Below are 13,753 nucleotides of genomic sequence, written 5' to 3'. Positions count from 1 at the left end.
TCACTGTCCTTCCCGATCGGATACGACCGAAGCGTATCGATTCCCACCCTCGCGGCCGCCCACGGCCGCGTGGCCCCCGGTGGACCCGAAGCCCCCCTCGGCCCGCGCCGAGTCGGGAAGCTGCGCCACCTCCCGGAAGCACACCTTCTCGACCTGCTGGACGACCAGTTGGGCAATCCGGTCGAAGCGCTCGAACCGCACGGACTCGTGCGGGTCGAGATTCACCACGATCACCTTGATCTCCCCACGGTACCCGGCATCCACCGTCCCTGGGGCATTCACGAGGGCCACACCGCAACGGGCGGCGAGGCCGGAACGGGGGTGCACGAAGGCCGCGTACCCCTCGGGGAGCGCGACAGACACGCCGGTGGGCAGAACGGCCCGCTCCCCGGGCCTCAGCTCACGGCTCTCGGTGGTCCGCAGATCGGCTCCGGCGTCCCCGGGGTGCTCGTACGCCGGGAGCGGCACCTCGGGGTCGACGCGGCGGACCAGCACGGGCAGCTCCCCGCCGGGGCCGCGCGTCACGGGTTCACCTCGAAGGCCCGGGCGCGCCGGACCTGGTCCGGGTCGCTCATGGCGGCCTGGATCTCCTCCGGGCGGCCGTTGTCGATGAAGTGGTCCACCTTGACCTCGACGAAGAGGGCGTCCGCGCGGACGGCGACGGGCCCCTCGGGGCCGCCGATCCGGCCGGTGGCACGCGAGTAGATCTTGCGCCCCGCCACGGCCGTGACCTCGGCCTCCAGGTACAGCACGGTGTCCACCGGGACCGGCCGCACGAAGTCCGTCTCCAGCCGGCCGGTCACCGAGATGGTGCGCAGCAGCCAGTTCAGCGAGCCGAGCGCCTCGTCGAGCGCCGTGGCCAGCACACCTCCGTGCGCGAGGCCGGGGGCGCCCTGATGGGCGGCCTTGACGGTGAACTCGGCCGTGATCGAGACCCCCTCGCCGGCGCGCGCCGCGAGGTGGAGCCCGTGGGCCTGCTCCTCGCCGCAGCCGAAACACTGGCCGTAGTGCGCGCCGAGGAGCTCACCGGGGGCGGGAGCTTCGGGGTGTCGGACCGGCGCCGTGGCGTCGGCCGGGGGCTTCAGAGCCGCAGATGTACCACTCACAGGCGCAGACCTTACCCGCGCGTCGGCATACGGAACGCACCGTGCCAAGCTTGTTTCATGCCGCTTCCCGCCTCACCGTACGAAGAACGCCTCACCGCTCCCCGCTCCTGGTGGCTGGTCTGCCTCCTGGTCGGGTTCGCGATGGCCCTGATCCTGCTGCCCTTCGGCACGCTGCCGCTGCTGGGCGGCCTGGTGGGCGGCACCGCCGTCTCGGCGGTCGTGGTGAGCTCGTACGGCTCGATCCGCATCCGTGTCGTCGGCGACTCGCTGATCGCGGGCGAGGCGAAGATCCCCCTCTCGGCGCTCGGCGAGACCGAGGTGCTCGATGCGCAGGGGGCGCGCGACTGGCGCACGATCAAGGCCGACACACGCGCGTTCATGCTGCTGCGGGCCTACATCCCCGGTGCGCTGCGCGTCATGGTGACCGACCCGGCGGACCCGACGCCGTACCTGTACCTGTCGACCAGGGAGCCCGAGCGGCTGGCGGCGGCGCTGAAGGCGGCGCGCACCTCCGCGTGACCGTCATGACGTGACGGCGGGGTCCCGCGCGGTCCCGGGGCCTGCGGGGCTCTCAGGGGCCGGGCTTCCCCGGGGGCTGCTCGTCCATGCTCAGGGGCTCGTCGGGCCGCTCCAGGGGCGGGAGCTCGGGGAGCACGTCCCAGGGCACCTGGGACTTGCGCAGGTCCGCGCGGATGCGCGCGGCGAGGCGCTTGGTGTCGCGGTGGTTCATGACCGCGCCGACCGCCGCGCCGACCAGGAACGGCATGAGGTTGGGCAGGTCCCGGACCATCCGCTTCATGATCTGCTGGCGCAGCTCGCGCTTCATGGGGCCGCCCAGGGAGGCGTTCAGCGTCGACGGCTTCGTCACGTCGATGCCGCGCTCGGACGACCACGCGTTCAGATACGCGGTGCTGCGCTGCTTGAGGGTGCCGGGCGGGCGGATGCCGTAGACCTCGTGAAGTTCGGCGATCATCTTGAGCTCGATCGCGGCGACGCCGATGATCTCGGCGGCCAGTTCCGTCGGCATGGCCGGGGGGACCGGCATCATCGCCGCGGCGCCGATGCCGGCGCCGACCGTCGAGGTCGCGTTGGCCGAGCCCGCGACGAGCTTGTCCGCGAGCTGCTCGGGGGTCAGCCCGGGAAACTGTGTGCGGAGGGTCACGAGGTCGCGTACGGGGATACGGGGGGCGGTCTCGATGATCCGGTCGGCGAGGTGCGCCAGGGCCGCCCTGGCCCTGCTGCCGCTCCTGCGGATGCCTTCACCGCCCTTGCGGACGCCTTCCCTGACCCCGTGCCGGACGGCTGCGACGCGTCGTCTGGCGACGGGCGCAGGGGTCTCCGCCGGTACGGGAAGGGTCTTCTCGGCGTCCATGGGGAAGCCTTTCGGGTCTTGCTGGTCCTGCGCGTCATACGGGTGCTTCGGGTGCTGCTGCTGTTGCTGCTGGTTCCGCGGGTGTCGCTTGTGCCGCTTCTCCCGCTGGTCCTGCGGGTGGTTCCCGTCCTCCTGCTCCTGTTGTGCGGCCGGTGCTTCGAGCGAGGCTGATCCTGGTCGGGAAGAGCCCCGCTCGTCGTCACGCACGCCGTCAGAGCCGCCTGGCGGCCCTTCGTCCGCTCCCCGGTGAGGAGAGCGGCGCTTCCAAGGAGGGGTCGAGCCGGTCACGGCCGGCCCTGCCTCAGTCGCAGTCGCGGCAGATCGGCTGACCGTTCTTCTCGCGGGCCAGCTGACTGCGGTGGTGCACCAGGAAGCAGCTCATGCAGGTGAACTCGTCCTGCTGCTTGGGAAGTACCCGGACGGCCAGCTCCTCATTCGAGAGGTCCGCTCCGGGAAGCTCCAGGCCCTCTGCGGCCTCGAACTCGTCGACGTCTACCGCCGAGGTCGACTTGTCGTTCCGGCGTGCCTTGAGCTCTTCAAGGCTGTCCGAGTCGACGTCGTCGTCGGTCTTGCGTGGGGTGTCGTAATCCGTTGCCATGTCGCTCTCCCCCTCTGGGTGTCTGCGGTGTCTCCAGCGCACGTAACGCGTGAGAGGCCGGACTTGTGCCCGACCTGAGGCGGAGATTTTGCCTCACATCAAGGTCTGTTACTCAATCGACACCCAACCGGACTCCTCATGAGTGATCGGCTTGGATGGCGAAGGGGACCGTACACGGTCCTAATGCCGCACTTCAAAGGCGTCTCACCGTGTACTTCCCGTGATCTCATGCCCCGAAAACCCGGACGTTCCCGGCTTTCCGACAGCCTGCATGATCACGGAGAGTGGATGGCCGGAAAATCGCGCTTGTGATCGATCACACACGACCCTCCGTGGGAGACGGCCCGAAAATTCCGCTCAAAGCGAACATCGCCGTGTGTCGGCGACATGCTCTCAGATGGGCAGGGTGACCCGCATCACGAGTCCTCCTCCCTCGCGGGGCTCCGCGGTGATGCGGCCTCCGTGGGCGCGGGCCACGGACCGGGCGATCGAGAGTCCGAGCCCCACCCCCTTGTCGCTGCCCGTGCGCTCGGTACGCAGCCGCCTGAACGGCTCGAAGAGGTTGTCGATCTCGTACGCCGGCACGACCGGCCCGGTGTTCGAGACGACCAGGACGGCCTGGCCGTGCTGGACCTCGGTGGTGACCTCGACCCAGCCTCCCTCGGGCACGTTGTACCGCACGGCGTTCTGGACGAGGTTCAAGGCGATCCGCTCCAGCAGGACGCCGTTGCCCTGGACGACGGCGGCGGCGTGCTCGCCGCGGATCTCCACGCCCTTGGCCTCCGCCTCCGACAGCACCTGGTCGACCGCGCGGGAGGCGACCTCGGCGAGGTCCACCGGTTTGCGCTCCACGATCTGGTTGTCGCTGCGGGCGAGCAGCAGCAGGCCCTCGACGAGCTGCTCACTGCGCTCGTTCGTGGCGAGCAGGGTCTTGCCCAGCTGCTGGAGCTCCATCGGGGCCCCGGGGTCGGACAGGTGCACTTCGAGCAGGGTGCGGTTGATCGCGAGCGGAGTGCGCAGTTCGTGCGAGGCGTTCCCGACGAACCGCTGCTGGGCCGTGAAGGCCCGCTGGAGCCGCTCCAGCATGTCGTCGAAGGTGTCGGCCAGCTCCTTCAGCTCGTCGTCGGGGCCGTCCAGCTCGATGCGCCGGGACAGGTCGGAGCCGGCCACCGCGCGCGCGGTCCTGGTGATCCGGCCGAGCGGCGACAGCACCCGGCCCGCCATCGCGTACCCGAACGCGAACGCGATGATCGCGAGGCCCAGCAGGGCGAGCAGGGAGCGGCTGAGGAGGTTGTCCAGGGCCACTTGGCGCTGGTGGTCGACGCAGGTGCTGATCGCGGCGTTGAACTCGGAGAGCGACAGGTTGCCCGTGTTGACCGCGGGGCAGTTGTCGCTGCTGACCTTGATCTGGTTTCCGCCCTCGATCTTGAAGAGCGGTTCGTTGCCCGTGTTGAGCGCCTGCGCGGCGAGCAGGTAGATGATCGACAGCAGCAGTATCCCGGCGATCAGGAACATGCCGCCGTAGAGCAGGGTGAGCCTTATCCGGATGGTGGGTCGCAGCCAGGGGAAGGGCGGCTGGGGCTTCCTGGGGTCCCAGGTCGGCTTCGGCGGCGCGGTGGGGGGTACGGGGGTCGTGGCCACGGTGTCAGATCCGGTATCCGGAGCCCGGCACGGTGACGATGACGGGGGGCTCGCCCAGCTTGCGGCGCAGGGTCATCACGGTGACGCGCACGACGTTCGTGAACGGGTCGGTGTTCTCGTCCCAGGCCTTCTCCAGGAGCTGCTCGGCGGAGACGACCGCGCCCTCGCTGCGCAGCAGCACCTCCAGGACGGCGAACTCCTTCGGCGCTAGCTGGACCTCCTTGCCGTCGCGGAAGACCTCCCGGCGGTTCGGGTCGAGCTTGATGCCGGCGCGCTCCAGGACGGGCGGCAGCGGCACGCTCGTACGACGGCCGAGGGCGCGCACGCGCGCGGTCAGCTCGCTGAAGGCGAAGGGCTTGGGCAGGTAGTCGTCGGCGCCGATCTCCAGCCCCTCGACGCGGTCGCTGACGTCCCCGGAGGCGGTGAGCATCAGCACGCGCGTGGGCATGCCGAGCTCGACGATCCTGCGGCAGACGTCGTCGCCGTGCACGAGGGGGAGGTCCCGGTCGAGGACGACCACGTCGTAGTCGTTCACACCGATGCGCTCCAGCGCGGCGGCGCCGTCGTACACGACGTCGACGGCCATGGCCTCCCGGCGCAGTCCGGTGGCCACCGCATCGGCGAGCAGCTGCTCGTCCTCGACGACGAGTACGCGCACGTCGCTGTCCTTCCTGTGGCCACCCGCGCGGCCGGTCCGGCGACGCGGGCGGGGGTCTGATGGGATCCTCCCGCTCGGGCGCAGCCGAGAGCCGGGGAGGGCGAGGCTCCATCCTGCCCTTTTCGGCCATAAGTCGGCTGTAAGGCGGGTCTGGGCGGCGGGGAGCCGCTTGCGGTGGCGGGTGGGCCCGGCGGGCCTCCGGGGGCCTGCGGGAGGCCCGCACGGGGCTCGCGGCGGGAGATTTCAATGCACGGGAATACAAATATTTCTCGTGCGGTTGAGGTTTCCGCGGAAGAGAGCCGGGGGAGGACGGCTTTACACCCCGCGATCACGCTCTGCATGTGGCACGCCACGCATCCGGCAGGCCACGGACCGCTTCCGCAGAGCGGTCGTGGAGGTCCGGCACCGTCGCCGCCCAGTACGGCGCGCTGGGCACCCACAGGAGACGTGATCGCCCCTTCCGAACGGCACACCCCCGTGCCACCGACCCACGACCCAGGACGAGGGGGCGCAGCATGGACGCTTTCACCACAGGACTTCTGCAGCGCATAAGGACGACCGAGTCCGACCTGACGCGGGCTCGCGAGACAGGCGACGACTTCCTCGTGGAGGTCGAGCAGGGCGAGCTGGACGATCTGCACCGGCTCGCCTCCGAGCACGGTGTGGAGGTCGGCTCGCGGCTGATCAGCCACCAGGGCGTCTGATCGGTTCGCACCGTCCCGGCCCGCAGGACCAGGTAAAGATCTGAGCAGGACACACGAAGCGGGGCCCCGGCATCGATCCAGTGCCGGGGCCCCGCTTCGTGCGCGCGAGCCCTCCCGCCACCGCAGTCCCTCCCGCCGCCGTGGGCTCTCGGGCCCGCCCGTGCGCGCTCCGGTGCGCCCGGCGAGCGGCAACCGGAACCCAGGGCTCCTCGCCCGTGCCCGCCGGCCGCCGCCCGGCGCGTCAGTCGTGCCAGGCGCCGAGCTCCTCCAGGCGGGCCTGGAGCGGCTCGAAGAGGCCGGGCGGTGCCGCCACGGTCAGGTCGGTCGACAGGGGCAGGCCGGGGCGCCCGCCGGTCAGCGCGCCCGCCTCCCGGGCGATCAGGTCGCCCGCCGCGTAGTCCCAGGGGTTCAGCCCGCGCTCGTAGTACGCGTCCAGCCGGCCCAGGGCCACGTCGCACAGGTCGATGGCCGCCGATCCGCCGCGGCGGATGTCGCGCACCTGCGGGATGAGCTGCCGCACCACGTCGGCCTGCCTGGCCCGGCGGTCGGCGAGATAGCCGAAGCCGGTGCCGACCAGGGCCAGGCCGACCTCGGGAGCGGGCCGCACGCGCGCGGGACGGTCGTTCACGTACGCCCCCTGCCCCAGGACGGCCCGGTAGGTCTCCCCGCGCATCGGGGCGGCCACCACGCCGACGACGGTCTCCCCGTCCTTGCGGGCGGCGATCGACACGGCCCAACTGGGCAGACCGTAGAGGTAGTTGACCGTTCCGTCGATCGGGTCGATCACCCACTGGACGCCGCTGGTGCCCGCCACGCTGGCGCCCTCCTCGCCGAGCACGCCGTCGTCCGGCCTGCGCTCGGCCAGCAGTCCGGTGATCAGTTTCTCGGAGGCGATGTCCATCTCGGTGACGACGTCGGCCGCGCTGGTCTTGGTCGCGGCCACACCGAGATCGTCGGGGCGCCCGTCGCACAGGAAGGCGCCCGCGCGGGCCGCCGCGTCGAGCGCGATCCGCAGGAGCTCGGCCTTCAGCAGGTCGGTCGCACCGCCCCGGTCGGACACCTGGCCGTGGTCGGGAAGGTCGTGCTGGTCGGTCACGGGATTCCTCACGCGTAGGGGCTGTCGGCGCCCGCCGCGGCGGGCCGGGGGGCGCGGGCGGGGCAGCAGCCCGCCGGGCACAGGTCGTGACTGGCGCCGAGGGCGCCCAGGGCGCAGGGCGTCACGGGCTGCCCGCTCTCGGTGGCGGCGCGCTCCAGGACGAGTTCGCGCACGGCGGCGGCGAAGCGCGGATCGGCGCCCACGGTGGCCGAGCGGCGCACCGGCAGTCCCAGCTCCCGCGCCTTGGCCTCGGCCTCCGTGTCCAGGTCGTACAGGACCTCCATGTGGTCCGAGACGAACCCGATGGGCGCCATCACGACCGCCGGGACCCCGGCGCCGTGCAGCTCCTCCAGGTGGTCGCAGATGTCCGGCTCCAGCCACGGGATGTGCGGGGCCCCGGAGCGCGACTGGTAGACGAGGCGCCAGGGGTGCTCGACGCCGGTCTCCTCGCGCACCGCCTCCACGATCAGCCGCGCGACGTCCAGGTGCTGCCGGACGTAGGCACCGCCCTCGCCGTGCCCCTCGGCCGGGCCGGACGTGTCGGCGGCCGTGTCCGGGATGGAGTGGGTGGTGAAGGCCAGGTGGGCGCGCTCCCGCACGTCGGCGGGCAGGTCGGCCAGGGACGCCAGGACCCCGTCGATCATGGGCCGCACGAAGCCCGGGTGGTTGAAGTAGTGGCGCAGTTTGTCGATCCTCGGCGGCCTCAGACCCTCGGCCTCCAGCGTCGCGACGGCGTCCGCCAGGTTCTCCCGGTACTGCCGACACCCCGAGTAGGAGGCATACGCGCTGGTGGCCAGCACGAGGACGCGGCCGCGGCCGTCGTTCACCATGTCGCGCAGCGTGTCGGTCAGGTACGGCGCCCAGTTGCGGTTGCCCCAGTACACCGGCAGGTCCAGGCCGTGCTCCGCGAAGTCCTTGCGCAGGGCGTCGAGCAGGGCGCGGTTCTGGTCGTTGATCGGGCTGACCCCGCCGAACAGGAAGTAGTGGCTGCCCACCTCCTTGAGCCGTTCCTTGGGGATACCGCGCCCTCGCGTCACGTTCTCCAGGAACGGGACGACGTCGTCCGGGCCCTCCGGGCCGCCGAACGAGAGCAGGAGCAGGGCGTCGTAGGGGGTGGCATCGAGCACATCTGGCATGTCTCGATCCTGCCACCCGCCCCGGGCACCGGGAAAACGGACCGGGAACAGACCCGCGGACCGCCGGTGGCGTCGGCCCCGTCGGGCGACCGGCGACCGGTATGCACCGGTGCGGCGGAGCCCGGCCGGCCCGTAAGCTGTATCAGCCACCTTCACGCCTTACCGGACCCCGGAGTCCCCGTGCCCAGCCCCTACCGCGCCCTGTTCGCCGCCCCCGGCTCCAAGGGCTTCTCCGCCGCGGGTTTCCTCGGCCGGATGCCCCTGTCGATGATGGGGATCGGCGTGGTCACGATGATCTCGCAGATCACCGGGCGGTACGGGCTCGCGGGCGCCCTGTCGGCGACCATCGCGCTCGCCGCGGCGGCGATCGGACCGCAGGTCTCACGGCTGGTGGACCGGCACGGCCAGCGGCGGGTGCTGCGCCCGGCGACCCTCGCCTCGCTGACGGCCGCCGCCGGGCTGCTGCTCGCCGCGCACTTCGCGTGGCCGGACTGGGTGCTGTTCGTCTGCGCCGCCGGCATCGGATGCGTACCGAGCGTCGGGGCGATGGTCCGCGCACGCTGGGCGGCCGTCTACCACGGCACTCCGCGGCTGCACACGGCGTACTCCTTCGAGTCCGTCGTCGACGAGGTCTGCTTCATCTTCGGGCCGATCATCTCCATCGGCCTGTCCACCGTGTGGTTCCCGGAGGCGGGTCCGCTGCTGGCGGGCTGCTTCCTCGCCGCCGGCGTGTTCTGGCTGACGGCGCAGCGCGCCACCGAGCCGGTACCGCATTCGCGCGAACATCACACCGGGGGTTCGGCGCTGCGCTCGGCGGGGCTGCAGGTCCTGGTGGCCACGTTCGTGGCGACCGGTGCGATCTTCGGCGCGGTCGACGTGGTCACCGTCGCGTTCGCCGAGGAGCAGGGTCACAAGGGTGCGGCGAGCGTCGTTCTCGCCCTGTACGCGGCGGGCTCCTGTCTGGCGGGAGCCGTCTTCGGCCTGCTGCACTTCAGCGGGGCGGCCGAACGCCGGTGGCTGCTGGGCGTATGTACGACGGCCGTGAGTATGATCCCCCTCCTACTGGTCGGAAACCTTCCGTTTCTGGCCGTGGCGCTGTTCGTTGCGGGCCTGTCCATCGCTCCCACGATGATCACGACGATGTCCCTCATCGAACGGCACGTACCACGCGCGAAGCTGACCGAGGGCATGACCTGGGTGAGCACCGGACTCGCGGTCGGGGTCGCACTCGGCTCCTCCGCGGCCGGCTGGGTGATCGACTCCGCCGGCGCGGACGCGGGGTACGGGGTTCCGGCGGTGTCCGGGGCCGTCGCGGTCGTCGTCGGTTTCCTCGGGTATCGCCGGCTGAGCAGGCCGGTCCAGCGTCAGGAGGGGACCCATGAGCAGCACGGCGAGCGGGCGGAACGGCACCTGGCGTAACTGGGCCGGGAACGTCGTCTCCCGGCCGGTACGTGAGGTGGCGCCCGCCTCCGTCGAGGAGCTGTCGGCGGCCGTGCGCAGGGCCGCCGAGGACGGTCTGCGGATGAAGGCCGTCGGCACGGGGCACTCCTTCACGGCTGCGGCCGCGACCGACGGCGTGCTGGTCCGTCCCCACCTCCTGACCGGCATCCGGTCCCCCGACCGTGAGGCCGGGACGGTCACCGTGGAGGCCGGTACCCCGCTCAAGCGGCTGAACACGGCGCTCGCGCGCGAGGGCCTGTCGCTCACCAACATGGGCGACATCATGGAGCAGACGGTGTCCGGCGCGACCAGCACCGGAACCCACGGCACCGGCCGGGACTCCGCCTCGATCGCCGCGCAGATCAAGGGGCTCGAGCTGGTCACGGCCGACGGCTCGGTGCTCAGCTGCTCCGAGAAGGAGAACCCGGAGGTCTTCGCCGCCGCGCGCATCGGGATCGGCGCCCTGGGGATCATCAGCGCGATCACCTTCGCCGTCGAGCCCCTCTTCCTGCTCACCGCCCGCGAGGAGCCGATGACCTTCGACAAGGTCACCTCCGACTTCGACGAGCTCTTCACGGAGAACGAGCACTTCGAGTTCTACTGGTTCCCGCACACCGGCAACTGCAACACCAAGCGCAACAACCGCAGCGCGGGCCCCGAGCGGCCGGTCGGACGGCTCAGCGGCTGGTTCGAGGACGAGTTCCTGTCCAACGGTGTCTTCCAGGCGGCCAGTTCGCTGGGGCGCGCGGTCCCGGCCACGATTCCCACGATCGCCCGGATCTCCAGCCGGGCCCTGTCCGCGCGCACGTACACGGACATTCCCTACAAGGTCTTCACCTCGCCCCGCCGGGTCCGGTTCATGGAGATGGAGTACTGCGTTCCGCGCGAGGCCCTGGTCGACACGTTGCGTGAGCTGAAGTCGATGGTCGACCGCTCCTCGCTGCGGATAGGTTTCCCGGTCGAGGTGCGCACGGCGCCCGCGGACGACATCACGCTCTCCACCGCCTCGGGCCGGGAGAGCGCGTACATCGCCGTACACGTGTACAGGGGCTCCCCGTATCAGGCGTACTTCACCGCCGCCGAGCGGATCCTCACCGCGCACGAGGGGCGTCCGCACTGGGGCAAGGTGCATACGCGCGACGCCGAGTACTTCGACCGGGTCTATCCCCGTTTCGGGGAGTTCACCGCGCTGCGTGACCGGCTCGACCCCGACCGCCGCTTCGGGAACGACTACCTGCGCCGGGTGCTCGGCGCGTAGGAACGGGCGGCCGAACGGGCCGGGGCGGCGCGGGAGAAGACCCACGCACGAGTGACAGCACGTCACCGGAATGATCACTTCCGCTTCCGGTGGCGCCGTGAAGTCCGTCACGTCGGAAGGGCGCGAAACGTTTCCGCGGGCGTCAACTCCCGCCACCCGGAACAACTTGGGCGGCGCGCCCATCCACGCAGGTGGTCCGAATGGAGTACTGTTGCGAGCCCTGGGTCCGGACTCCCGCCAGGATGTCCGGGGCCTGCAGGACCGCCGGAAGGGGGAGCGTTGCACAGGGTGATGAAATTCGTCACTTAGCGTTGCGAACGGTGCCACAACGGCGATCCCGGGCCCGCGCCCGACACGCCGGGCAACTCGGCAAGGTTGTGGCAGGCTGCACCCGGGCAGGCCACACTCGACTAGCGGAAGCAGCGACGCACGTGACGTCGGCAGGCACCACCCGGGAGGTCCCCATGCCGGAACTGCGTGTCGTGGCCGTCTCCAATGACGGCACACGGCTGGTGCTGAAGGCTGCGGACAGCACGGAGTACACGCTTCCGATTGACGAACGGCTCCGCGCCGCCGTGCGCGGCGACCGTCCCCGCCTCGGCCAGATCGAGATCGAGGTGGAGAGCCATCTCCGCCCCCGAGACATCCAGGCGCGTATACGGGCCGGCGCCTCCGCCGAGGAGGTCGCGCAGCTCGCGGGCATCCCCGTCGACCGCGTACGCCGCTTCGAGGGCCCCGTACTGGCCGAGCGGGCGTTCATGGCCGAGCGGGCCCGCAAGACCCCGGTCCGCCGCCCCGGCGAGAACGCCGGACCCCAGCTCGGCGAGGCGGTCCAGGAGCGGCTGCTGCTGCGCGGCGCCGACAAGGAGACCGTCCAGTGGGACTCGTGGCGCCGCGACGACGGCACGTGGGAAGTCCTGCTGGTCTACCTGGTCGCGGGTGAGCCCCACTCGGCGAGCTGGACGTACGACCCGCCGCGGCGGCTCGTCCAGGCCGTCGACGAGGAGGCGCGCTCGCTGATCGGCGAGTCCGAGGACCTGGCGGCGCCCGGGCCGAGCTTCCCGTTCGTGCCGCGGATCGCCCGGCTGCCCCGGGACCGCCCGCTGGACCGCGCCCTCGACCGTCAGATGGAGCGGCCCAGCCTGCCCGCGGCCTCCGCCGAGCCCGCCGAGGAGAGCAGCGGGGAGCGCGACTCGCTCACCAGCCTGCTGGAGGCGGTGCCCAGCTTCCGAGGCGACATGGTGGTGCCGGACCGGCCTGCCGCCGGCAGCGAGCACCCGGCTCCGCCGGAGGAGCCCGGTACGGAGCCCGAGAAGGAGGAGCCCCCGGCGCCCGCGGCGTCGGCCGGCGCGGGTTCCGCCTACGCGGACGTCCTCATGCCCCGCGCGGTGACCAGTCACCGTGACCGCCTCGTCGGTTCGACGGACCGTCAGGCCGAGGCGGACGGCGTCCGTCCGGGCCGCCGCGCCGCGGTCCCGAGCTGGGACGAGATCGTCTTCGGCACACGGCGCAAGAAGCAGGAGTAGCCGCGACGGCCCCGGCCGCACGCCGGACGCCCAGGCGCACGTGAACAGGCGGACGGGTCCGCACCCGAGCGGTGCGGGCCCGTCCGTGCGTGGTCACCGGGAGTCCGCCGGACCACGGTCAGTGAGGAGACGCGGAACCCGTCACCGGGGATCCGGGCCCACGGCGACCGGGCGGTTCGCGTCCCGGCTCCACTCCGACCAGGAACCCACGTAAAGGGCCGCCGGAATGCCCGCGACGGCCAGGGCCAGCACCTGCTGCGCGGCGGACACGCCCGAGCCGCAGTAGACGCCGACCTCCACGTCCTTCGTCGCGCCCAGGGACGCGAAGCGCTCGGCGAGTTCGGTGGCGGGAAGGAAGCGTCCAGTTTCGGCCAGATTTTCCGTGGTCGGCGCCGAGACCGCGCCCGGAATGTGCCCCGCGACGGCGTCGATCGGCTCGACCTCGCCGCGGTACCGCTCGGCGGCGCGGGCGTCCAGCAGCAGGCCCGTGCGGGCGAGTTCGGCCGCGGCGTCCGCGTCCAGCAGCGCACGGGCGCCCGGCTCCGGCACGAAGGTCCCCGGAGCCGGGGCCGGGACACCGGCCTCCAGCGGTCCGTCCCAGGCCGCCAGCCCTCCGTCGAGGACACGCACCGACGGATGGCCCGTCCATTCCAGCAGCCACCACGCCCGTGCGGACGCCCAGCCGAGCCCGCCGTCGTACACGACGACATCACGGTCGCCGGAGACGCCCGCGGCGCGCATCGCGGCGCCGAAGACCTCCAGGTCCGGCAGCGGATGCCGGCCGCCGGCGCCGGGCGGGCCCGCGAGTTCGGCCTCCAGGTCGACGAAGACGGCCCCGGGAAGGTGGGCCTTCTCGTACTCGGGGCGCAGATTCGGGCTGCCCATCTGATAGCGGACGTCGAGCAGGACCGGCGGGTCGGACCCGTCGAGAGCGCTCGTGAGTTCGGCTGCGGAGATGATGGCGTTCATGGCTCCTATCCTCGCCTACGGGGTGGCCGCGTCGGCCAGGTCCGGCTACTGTGCTCGGCCGGGCAGGTCCGATCACCAGGCGTACGGGATCGGGCACATGCTGTACAGCTGATGGACATCACGCGGCAACGGCGCGGAACCGGACGATTTCGACGCATCGGGCATCTTCCGCGAAGGGCCGGAATGCGGCGGCGCGGCCGGGGCGCGCGTGCGACCGATGCTGCGAACATCGGCACGGGCACGCACGCG

14 protein-coding genes are annotated in these 13,753 nt (G+C 71.7%); 5 read left to right on the top strand and 9 right to left on the bottom strand.

Annotated features, from left to right (window positions below; all coding sequences use genetic code 11):
* On the bottom strand, window positions 1–495 hold the full coding sequence (gene dut, locus ACFY93_RS25925; protein WP_391363367.1) for a dUTP diphosphatase: 495 nt from the start codon (window positions 493–495) through the stop codon (window positions 1–3).
* A 26-nt stretch (window positions 496–521) separates the two neighbouring features.
* The gene (locus ACFY93_RS25920) at window positions 522–1,106 is read right to left on the bottom strand and encodes a hotdog domain-containing protein (RefSeq protein ID WP_391363308.1); all 585 of its coding nucleotides are present in this window, start codon (window positions 1,104–1,106) and stop codon (window positions 522–524) included.
* 57 nt (window positions 1,107–1,163) lie between these two features.
* Between ACFY93_RS25920 and ACFY93_RS25915 the strand changes: the two genes are divergently transcribed.
* Window positions 1,164–1,625: a DUF3093 family protein gene (locus ACFY93_RS25915; RefSeq protein WP_391363306.1), complete on the top strand. Its 462-nt coding sequence runs from the start codon at window positions 1,164–1,166 to the stop codon at window positions 1,623–1,625.
* 52 nt (window positions 1,626–1,677) lie between these two features.
* On the opposite strand, the gene ACFY93_RS25910 is transcribed toward ACFY93_RS25915, so the two are convergent.
* The 4 genes from ACFY93_RS25910 to ACFY93_RS25895 all read right to left on the bottom strand — a co-directional run bounded on the left by ACFY93_RS25910 (window position 1,678) and on the right by ACFY93_RS25895 (window position 5,375).
* The gene (locus ACFY93_RS25910; protein ID WP_391363304.1) at window positions 1,678–2,766 is read right to left on the bottom strand and encodes a hypothetical protein; all 1,089 of its coding nucleotides are present in this window, start codon (window positions 2,764–2,766) and stop codon (window positions 1,678–1,680) included.
* 13 nt (window positions 2,767–2,779) lie between these two features.
* Window positions 2,780–3,076, bottom strand: a complete 297-nt coding sequence (locus ACFY93_RS25905) for a DUF4193 domain-containing protein (protein WP_005481602.1) — start codon at window positions 3,074–3,076, stop codon at window positions 2,780–2,782.
* A 393-nt stretch (window positions 3,077–3,469) separates the two neighbouring features.
* Window positions 3,470–4,717 (bottom strand): ATP-binding protein, encoded by a 1,248-nt coding sequence (locus ACFY93_RS25900; protein WP_391363302.1) that lies wholly within the window; start codon window positions 4,715–4,717, stop codon window positions 3,470–3,472.
* Window positions 4,718–4,721: 4 nt separating this feature from the next.
* Window positions 4,722–5,375 (bottom strand): response regulator transcription factor, encoded by a 654-nt coding sequence (locus tag ACFY93_RS25895; RefSeq protein WP_153288146.1) that lies wholly within the window; start codon window positions 5,373–5,375, stop codon window positions 4,722–4,724.
* A 515-nt stretch (window positions 5,376–5,890) separates the two neighbouring features.
* Between ACFY93_RS25895 and ACFY93_RS25890 the strand changes: the two genes are divergently transcribed.
* Window positions 5,891–6,079 (top strand): hypothetical protein, encoded by a 189-nt coding sequence (locus tag ACFY93_RS25890; RefSeq protein ID WP_391363299.1) that lies wholly within the window; start codon window positions 5,891–5,893, stop codon window positions 6,077–6,079.
* Between the two features lie 241 nt (window positions 6,080–6,320).
* Here the strand turns inward: ACFY93_RS25890 and ACFY93_RS25885 are convergent, their stop codons facing one another.
* On the bottom strand, window positions 6,321–7,139 hold the full coding sequence (locus ACFY93_RS25885) for an inositol monophosphatase family protein (protein WP_391363365.1): 819 nt from the start codon (window positions 7,137–7,139) through the stop codon (window positions 6,321–6,323).
* Window positions 7,140–7,183: 44 nt separating this feature from the next.
* On the bottom strand, window positions 7,184–8,311 hold the full coding sequence (locus tag ACFY93_RS25880; RefSeq protein ID WP_391363297.1) for a ferrochelatase: 1,128 nt from the start codon (window positions 8,309–8,311) through the stop codon (window positions 7,184–7,186).
* A 180-nt stretch (window positions 8,312–8,491) separates the two neighbouring features.
* Here ACFY93_RS25880 and ACFY93_RS25875 point away from each other — a divergent pair, with 180 nt between their 5' ends.
* The 3 genes from ACFY93_RS25875 (at window position 8,492) to sepH (ending at window position 12,535) form a co-directional block, all read left to right on the top strand.
* Window positions 8,492–9,730, top strand: a complete 1,239-nt coding sequence (locus ACFY93_RS25875) for an MFS transporter (protein WP_391363295.1) — start codon at window positions 8,492–8,494, stop codon at window positions 9,728–9,730.
* Window positions 9,690–11,009, top strand: a complete 1,320-nt coding sequence (locus tag ACFY93_RS25870; protein WP_391363293.1) for a D-arabinono-1,4-lactone oxidase — start codon at window positions 9,690–9,692, stop codon at window positions 11,007–11,009. The genes ACFY93_RS25875 and ACFY93_RS25870 overlap by 41 nt, the downstream gene beginning before the upstream one ends.
* 464 nt (window positions 11,010–11,473) lie before the next feature.
* Window positions 11,474–12,535, top strand: a complete 1,062-nt coding sequence (gene sepH, locus ACFY93_RS25865; RefSeq protein WP_391363291.1) for a septation protein SepH — start codon at window positions 11,474–11,476, stop codon at window positions 12,533–12,535.
* Between the two features lie 141 nt (window positions 12,536–12,676).
* Here the strand turns inward: sepH and ACFY93_RS25860 are convergent, their stop codons facing one another.
* Window positions 12,677–13,504, bottom strand: a complete 828-nt coding sequence (locus ACFY93_RS25860; RefSeq protein ID WP_391363290.1) for a rhodanese-like domain-containing protein — start codon at window positions 13,502–13,504, stop codon at window positions 12,677–12,679.
* Window positions 13,505–13,753 lie beyond the last annotated feature (249 nt).

The organism is Streptomyces sp. NPDC008313 (assembly GCF_042956125.1).
GTDB lineage: Bacteria > Actinomycetota > Actinomycetes > Streptomycetales > Streptomycetaceae > Streptomyces.
This window is presented reverse-complemented; position numbering and strand designations above follow the sequence as displayed.

What these genes read in the sequence shown, in the direction of transcription:
- ACFY93_RS25915 (WP_391363306.1), top strand. Translation starts at nt 1,164, where the DNA reads ATGCCGCTTCCCGCCTCACCGTACGAAGAACGCCTCACCGCTCCCCGC.
- ACFY93_RS25880 (WP_391363297.1), bottom strand. Translation starts at nt 8,311, where the DNA reads ATGCCAGATGTGCTCGATGCCACCCCCTACGACGCCCTGCTCCTGCTC.
- ACFY93_RS25905 (WP_005481602.1), bottom strand. Translation starts at nt 3,076, where the DNA reads ATGGCAACGGATTACGACACCCCACGCAAGACCGACGACGACGTCGAC.
- sepH (WP_391363291.1), top strand. Translation starts at nt 11,474, where the DNA reads ATGCCGGAACTGCGTGTCGTGGCCGTCTCCAATGACGGCACACGGCTG.
- ACFY93_RS25860 (WP_391363290.1), bottom strand. Translation starts at nt 13,504, where the DNA reads ATGAACGCCATCATCTCCGCAGCCGAACTCACGAGCGCTCTCGACGGG.
- ACFY93_RS25890 (WP_391363299.1), top strand. Translation starts at nt 5,891, where the DNA reads ATGGACGCTTTCACCACAGGACTTCTGCAGCGCATAAGGACGACCGAG.
- ACFY93_RS25870 (WP_391363293.1), top strand. Translation starts at nt 9,690, where the DNA reads ATGAGCAGCACGGCGAGCGGGCGGAACGGCACCTGGCGTAACTGGGCC.